Annotated in this window: 5 protein-coding genes; all 5 read right to left on the bottom strand. The window is 77.3% G+C overall.

Annotated features, from left to right (window positions below):
* Positions 1 to 562, bottom strand: a 562-nt coding sequence (locus CBZ_RS17490; RefSeq protein WP_218022809.1) for a hypothetical protein, incomplete at its 3' end; no start/stop codon positions are given.
* Entirely contained in the window at positions 559 to 1,986 is a 1,428-nt protein-coding gene (locus CBZ_RS17485) for an RCC1 domain-containing protein (protein WP_130782757.1), read from the bottom strand. The genes CBZ_RS17490 and CBZ_RS17485, both read right to left, overlap by 4 nt.
* On the bottom strand, positions 1,983 to 2,594 hold the full coding sequence (locus CBZ_RS17480; RefSeq protein WP_130782756.1) for a hypothetical protein: 612 nt from the start codon (positions 2,592 to 2,594) through the stop codon (positions 1,983 to 1,985). The genes CBZ_RS17485 and CBZ_RS17480 overlap by 4 nt, the downstream gene beginning before the upstream one ends.
* A 47-nt stretch (positions 2,595 to 2,641) precedes the next feature.
* The gene (locus CBZ_RS17475) at positions 2,642 to 3,337 is read right to left on the bottom strand and encodes a hypothetical protein (protein ID WP_130782755.1); all 696 of its coding nucleotides are present in this window, start codon (positions 3,335 to 3,337) and stop codon (positions 2,642 to 2,644) included.
* 144 nt (positions 3,338 to 3,481) lie between these two features.
* Positions 3,482 to 6,025 (bottom strand): helix-turn-helix transcriptional regulator, encoded by a 2,544-nt coding sequence (locus CBZ_RS22040; protein ID WP_130782754.1) that lies wholly within the window; start codon positions 6,023 to 6,025, stop codon positions 3,482 to 3,484.
* Positions 6,026 to 6,332: the final 307 nt, after the last annotated feature.

The following is a 6,332-nucleotide window of genomic DNA, read 5'->3' as shown; positions in this document are numbered from 1 at the left end:
CACCCGCGGCCCACGGCGCACCGTCCGCGACCGGCCCCGCACCGCGCGAGCCGACGACGCCGACGGCCACCGGGGTGCCGGGGAGGGCGCCCGCCGCCGGGGCCGCGGGGTCGCCCGCGAGCGCGGTGCCGTCTTGCGCGAGGACGGTGACGCGCAGGTGGGGCGTGATGTCGGGGGTGCCAGGCACGGGTGCGGCGTCGACGGTGAGGGTCAGCGCGGCGGCGACGTGGGGGTCGTTGTTGGCGACGACGAGCTCGTGCTCGACGGTGCGGCCGGGCACCAGCCCGTCCTCCGCACCGGGCAGGCGGACCTCGGCACCGGGACCGGCCTGCCGTGCGGTGCCGTCCTCGACGAGGACGACGTCGAACGGCGCGGTCGACCCGAGGCCCGTGCTGCCGAGGCGCAGCGTGGCGTCGTCGGTGTACGCGGCGGACGTCGTGGTCGTGGACCCGAGGACCGCGCCGCCGGCGAGGGCGACGGCGACGACCCCGACGGTGGTGCGGCGACCGGGTCGACGGTGCCAGGCCCGGGCGGGGCGGCGCGTGGCGGGTGGGGTGGTCATGGGGTGGCTCCCGTCCCCGGCATGACGAACCGGGTGAGCCCCGCGGACGTGGTCGTGCCGGTCGTGGTGGTGGCGTATCCGTCGCGGACCGGCCGGTGGGTGTTGTCGCTGCCGCCCTGGTCGCTGCCGCCCCAGCTGACGAGGGCGCCGTCGGTCAGCAGGGCGTGCCCCGTGTAGCCGTGGCCCGCGACGTGCGCGACCCGGTCGCCGAGCGCGGCCAGCCGGGTGGGGGTGCGCAGGTTGACGTTGGAGGTGGCGCCGGTCGTGGGGTGCGGTCCCCACGCCCAGGCGTAGCGGCCATACGCGTACACCGAGCCGTCGGACCCGCGCACGAGGACGTAGTCCTCGGTGTCGGCGACCTGGACGGCGGTGACGCCGGGCGCGAGCACCAGAGGTGTCGGCCGGCTCTCGTCGCCGGTCCGGCCGGTGCCCCACTCGCCCTCGTCGCCCCAGGTGAGGAGCGTGCCGTCGTCGAGGAGGGCTTGGTTGCCGTAGTAGTGACCGGTCAGCGTGCGGACCCGGCAGGTGTCCTGCGGGGAGCCGGCGACGACCCCGGGCCGGGCACAGCCGGTGGTCGTGAGCGCGGACAGGGCGACGGACTGGGTCGGGACGGCCCGCGAGGTGCTCCCGCGGTCTCCCGACGGGTCGGTCGCGAACGTGCCGGCGTTGGCCCAGCCCCACCACTGGACGCCGGTCGTCGCGTCGCCCGCGACCGTGTCACCGCGGATCGCCCAGGCGTTCCAGACCCCGGCGCCGACGGAGTGCACGCCGGTGAGGATGCGCGTCGGTGCGGCGCTCGACGCCGTGAGCGTGCCCTGCCCGGTGACGCCTCGGCCCTGCGCGTAGCCCCAGGTGTAGACGTCGCCGGTCGAGGTCAGCGCGACGAAGACCGACGCGGTCGAGACCAGGTCGACGACGTGGTCCGGGATCGCGACCTGGCCGGGCGTGGTCCACGGGCCGGGCCGTCCCATGACGTGCGCGACCTGGTTCCCGCCCCAGGTGTAGACGCGGCCGTCGTCGGACAGCGCCGCGAGGCCGGTGTAGGCGGGGTCGGTCGCGAAGAAGTTGTCGAGGCTGACCCCGGCGAGCCGCACCGCCGACCGGCGCCCGGCGGGGTGGCCGTCGTGCGGGAGGGTGAGGACCGTCACCGGGGCGGACGACGCGACGGTGGTGGCGCCGGTGCCCGACAGGCCGTTCCCGCGGTAGCCCCACACCGCGATCGACCCGTCGTCGCCGAGCGCCGTCGCGGTCCCGGCCAGGTACGTCTGCTGCGGGGTGTACGCGTGGGTCGCGGTCCGCAGCCCACCCTCCGGGGTCTGCGCGGCGACCGTGTCGTGGTACGCGGCCGTCGTCGTGGAGGTGAGGGCGGCGCCGACGACGACGGCGAGCGCGCCGACGGCAGCGAGCGCGCGGCGGGGGGTCACGTCGTGCTCCCGGTCAGCGTGATCCGCACCTGCAGCTCCCGGTCGTAGTAGTAGGGGTTGCCCTGGGGGCCCGGCAGGAGGGCGAACGCGACCGCGACCTCCCGCGGGACGTCCCTCTCCCAGCCGTCCAGGCGGACGGCGCCGAGCGCCGCCGCCGGCACGTGGTCGGCCACGACCGTGCCGTCGACGCTCACGGTCGCGAGGACCTGGTCGAACGGGTCGGCGCTCGTCCCGGTGCCGGGGTCGGCGGGGGCGGCGGGGCGGGCGCTCGCGAGGGTGAGGGTGACGGGCCCGGTGGCCTCGGTCGTCGTGACGACCGCGAGGGTCACGACGGGTTCGGGACCGGCACCGCGGGCCGGGACACGGCCCAGGCCCGTCGTGTCGAGCGTGACCGCCGTCGGGTGGCCCTCGTGGAGGGTCCCGTCGGCGGTGCGGACCGCGAGGTCGTACGCGCCGCCGACCGTCCCCGCCGACCCGAGGCGGGCCGCCGCGTGGTCGCTGAAGGCGGCCGACGTCGAGGTGACGCACCAGGTCGAGGCGAGCGCGACGACGAGCCCGGCGGCCGCGACCGCCCGGACCCAGCGCCGCCGGGCGGGCCCGACGGGCACGGCGCCGGACGGCTGGGCGCCCGGGCCGTGCCCGCCGCGGTGCGTGGTCAGGAGACCGACGAGCCGTGGAGCTGCGCCTGCAGCGCCGCCCCCTTGCCCGACAGGACGTTGTCCGCGCCGGGGTTCGACCCGTCCTCCAGGCTGAGCAGCGAGATCGTCACGACCACGACGCTCTCCTCGCCCGCGGCGAGGTCGTTCAGGGGCAGCGCGACGAGCTCGGCCGCGGTGAGGCCGTCGTGCGTCACCGGGGCGGCCGACATGCTCGTCGCGGGCATGTCCACGTCGAACCGCAGCTGACCCAGGTACGTCGCGTCGGTCACCCGTCCGGCGGCCTCGTCGTCGGCGAGCGTCGCGAGGGTCAGGCCGAGGCTGGAGTCGAGCACCGGCGACGCGTTGCGCACGGGCACCTCGACCGTGACCGGGGCGGAGCCGGGGAACATCGACTGCGCACCCTCGACGAAGAGCGGGACGCCCTCGGCCGCGTCGGCCTGCTGCCACGTGCCCGGCACCACGCGCCCGTCGACGTCCGTGCCCGCGACCTGCAGGTCGTAGGTCGCGTCCACGCCGCCGAGCCCCTCGGTGCCGAGGTTGAGGCGCGCGACGTCGGTGAACGCCGCGGTCGTGGCGAGGACCACGACCCCCGCGACCGCGCCCCACGCGACCACGGCCTTGCGTCGCCTGGCCCGCTCCTCGTGGTGCGCCTGCTCCTCGACCCGCCGGCCGCTCGTGTGCTCCGTGGACATCCCGACCTCCGTCACGGCACCCCCGGTGGGCGCCTCTGCGGTCCAGCGAACCCGGCCACCCGCCCGGTTGCGGGCGCGGCGCGGCACGCTGAGTAGCGCGGTGACGGCGACCGGGGACCGGCCAGGGTGCTGCCAGGTAGCGGCTCAGTCCTCGGGGGCGACGAGCCAGGTCGTGACGGCCTCCGCGAGCGCGTCGCGGTTGTCGACACCGACCTTGCGGTAGGCGCTGAAGATGTGGTTCTCCACGGTGCGGACCGACAGGTGCAGCGCCGCGGCGATCGCGGCGGTCACCATGCCCGCCCCCACCATCGCGGCGATCTCCCGCTCACGCGGCGAGAGGTCGACCGCGCGGGCGAGCGGCAGGAACAGCCCGCTCTGCTCGGGCGCGAACTCCTGGAACTCGCGCCACGTCGCCACCGCCTGCACCGCCGCACCCGCGAGGTCGCCCTGCCGGCGCAGCGCCCGGGCGCGGCCGATGCCGGCGCGGGCCGCGAAGAGCCTGCTCCCGGCACGTGCGAGCTCGTCGCCGCACGCCGCGAGCGCCGCGGGGTCGCCGTCGCGGAGCGCGAGCGCGTACCGCCCGAGGGCGGGCAGCAGGAGCCCATCGGTGGCGGTCGCCTCGTGCGCGAGGCGCTCGGCCCGGTCGGCGACGGGTCGGCGCTCGACCGAGGCGATCCCGACGATGAGGCCCGAGGCGAGGTAGCCGCGCGTGAAGCACTCGTCGGCGGCGGCCCAGAGCTCGTCGTGCACGTCGTCGCCGCCCGCGCCGCGCACGAGGGCCAGCAGGGTGCTCGGCAGCATGACGGGGAACGGTCCGACGTCCGCGCTGAGGTCGCGGACCTGCGCGGCGAGGGCCTGCGCGTACGCGGTCCGCCCCCGCCACCCGGCGACGACGGACGCGAGGCACAGCAGGCCCGCCTGGTAGTGGGTGTGCAGGGTCGGGGCGGCGGCGAGCGTCAGGACGTCGGCGAGGAGGTCCTCGAACTCCTGGAGCCGCCCGGCGAGCGCGAGGCCGAGGCCCGCGACATAGGCGTGCGCCTGGATCGGGCCCGGGTCGAGCTGGTCGCGCATCTCGGCGAGTCGGTCGAGCGCCCAGGCGACGCCGTCGTCGACCTGCCCGGCGAGGACGAGCCCGAGTCCGCGGCAGATGTCGCCGTGCCGGGCGAAGAACGGGTAGTGCGGCGCGTACGGCTCGAGCGCGGCGAGGGCGGCGCGGGGCCGGCCTGCCGCGAGGGCGACCTCGATGCCGACCGCGTCGAGGCCCTCGGCGCCGAACCGGTGCTCGTCGGGCGCCGGTGGTGCGAGCAGCCCGTCGGCGGGGCGTCCCTCCCGGACGAACCGCAGGTGGGCCTCGACCGAGCGCAGGAACGCGTCGAACGCGGGCACGTGCGCGGCCTCGGACCGCAGCGTCGCGGTCGCCCGCCCGACGTCGTGCCCGTCGAAGGCCTGGTAGGTGGCGTGCCACGTCGCGAGGAGCGCGCGGGACTCGTCGTCGTCGAGGTCGAGGTCGGTCCGGGCGACGACGTCGTCGATCGCGGTGCGCGTCGCGGATGCCGCGTGCAGGGCGGTGAGCAGCGGTACGGCGGTGGCGGGTCCGCGGTGGGACTCCCAGCCGGTCCGCCGGGCCCGCACCTCGTCGGCCCAGTGCTCGGTGACGCGCCGGCTGAGCAGCACCGCTCCCCCGCCGACGGACCAGTCGCCCGGCTCCCCGGGCGCGGTCGGCCGGGGGTGCGGGTCGGCGCGGCGGGCGGCCAGGGCGGCCTGCGTGCGCCGGGTGGCCGTGGTCGTGCGGCGGACGTGCTCGGCGACGATCGGCGGGTACACGCCCACGACGGGGGCGTCGGGTCCCCCGGCGACGGTGAGGAGCCCGGCGTCGTCGAGCCGGTTCAGCGCGTCCCACGACGTGGCGCCGGCGAGGGTCACGAGGTCGACGGCCCCGGCCACGGACAGGATCGTCAGGACGTCGAGGCCGTCGTCGTCGACGTCGACGAGCAGCGGTTCGACAGCGTGCGCGAGCTCGTCGCTCCACAGCTCGCCGGGGCAGACCCACATCCCGCCGCTCTCGACGAGCCGTCCGGTGCGTCGGCCGGTGTCGACGACCGCGCGGACCAGCCCGGGCAGCCCGCCGGACTTCGTCGCGACGCGGGCGACGAGGGTTGGGTCGACGGGCCCGCCGAGCAGGTCGTGCACGAGCCGGTGCAGCTGCTCGAAGCGCAGCGGGGCGAGGGTGACGCGCACGCCGGGCTGCATCTCCGTCGTCAGGGCGGGGGCGGTGGACCGGCGCCGGCCCGACGGTCGGCCGCTCGCGACGACGGCGAACGGCTGCCGGGTGCGGGCCACCATGAGCGCGCCGATGCTGGCGTCGTCCAGGTCGTCCGCGTCGTCGACCGCGACGACCACGCGGTCGCGGGACGTCACGACGTCGAGGATCGCGGCCGCCGCACCCGCGACGGTGGTCGGTCCGGCGGGCATCGGCAGCCCGCTCGCGGCGAGCGCGGCGAGGGGCCGGTCGCGCAGGGCGACGACGCCCGCGAGACGCAGGGTCGCGACGCCGTCGTCGCCGAGCAGGTCGGTCGCGCGCCGGACGGTCTGGCTGCGCCCGGAGCCGCGCAGGCCGACGAGCTCGACGCTGACGCCGTCGGCGAGGTAGCCGGCGACCCTCCGCGCGACGTCGTCCAGGGCTTCCATGGGTGTCCACGCTAGCCGGGTCGGCGCGTGTCACCTGCCGCGCCGCGGACGCGTCGCGCGACGGGCGGCGGCCACAGGTGCGCGCCGCGGTGCCGACCCGCCCGTGGCGGGTACCCAGTGCCGGGGTCCCGGGGCCCCAGCGGCGGGCCGTCGCGCACTCACCGTGCCCGGTGGGGTGACCTGGGGGTCATGCCCGGCGCGAGTCTGGGTCGTGCGGGCACGAGCGACGAGGCACGCGCCCCGCCGAGCGGACCGGTCGCCCGACCGGTCCGCTCCGCCCCGCAACGAGCTGCTCCCTGCACCGACC

The sequence above is a fragment of the Cellulomonas biazotea genome (assembly GCF_004306155.1).
In the GTDB taxonomy this organism is placed as follows: Bacteria; Actinomycetota; Actinomycetes; order Actinomycetales; family Cellulomonadaceae; genus Cellulomonas; species Cellulomonas biazotea.
Note: the sequence above shows the minus strand (reverse complement) of the source record. Positions and strands in the feature narration are given on the sequence as shown.

Bases quoted from the DNA above. Each gene is read 5' to 3' on its own strand.
- CBZ_RS22040 (WP_130782754.1), bottom strand. From the start codon at position 6,025: ATGGAAGCCCTGGACGACGTCGCGCGGAGGGTCGCCGGCTACCTCGCC.
- CBZ_RS17475 (WP_130782755.1), bottom strand. From the start codon at position 3,337: ATGTCCACGGAGCACACGAGCGGCCGGCGGGTCGAGGAGCAGGCGCAC.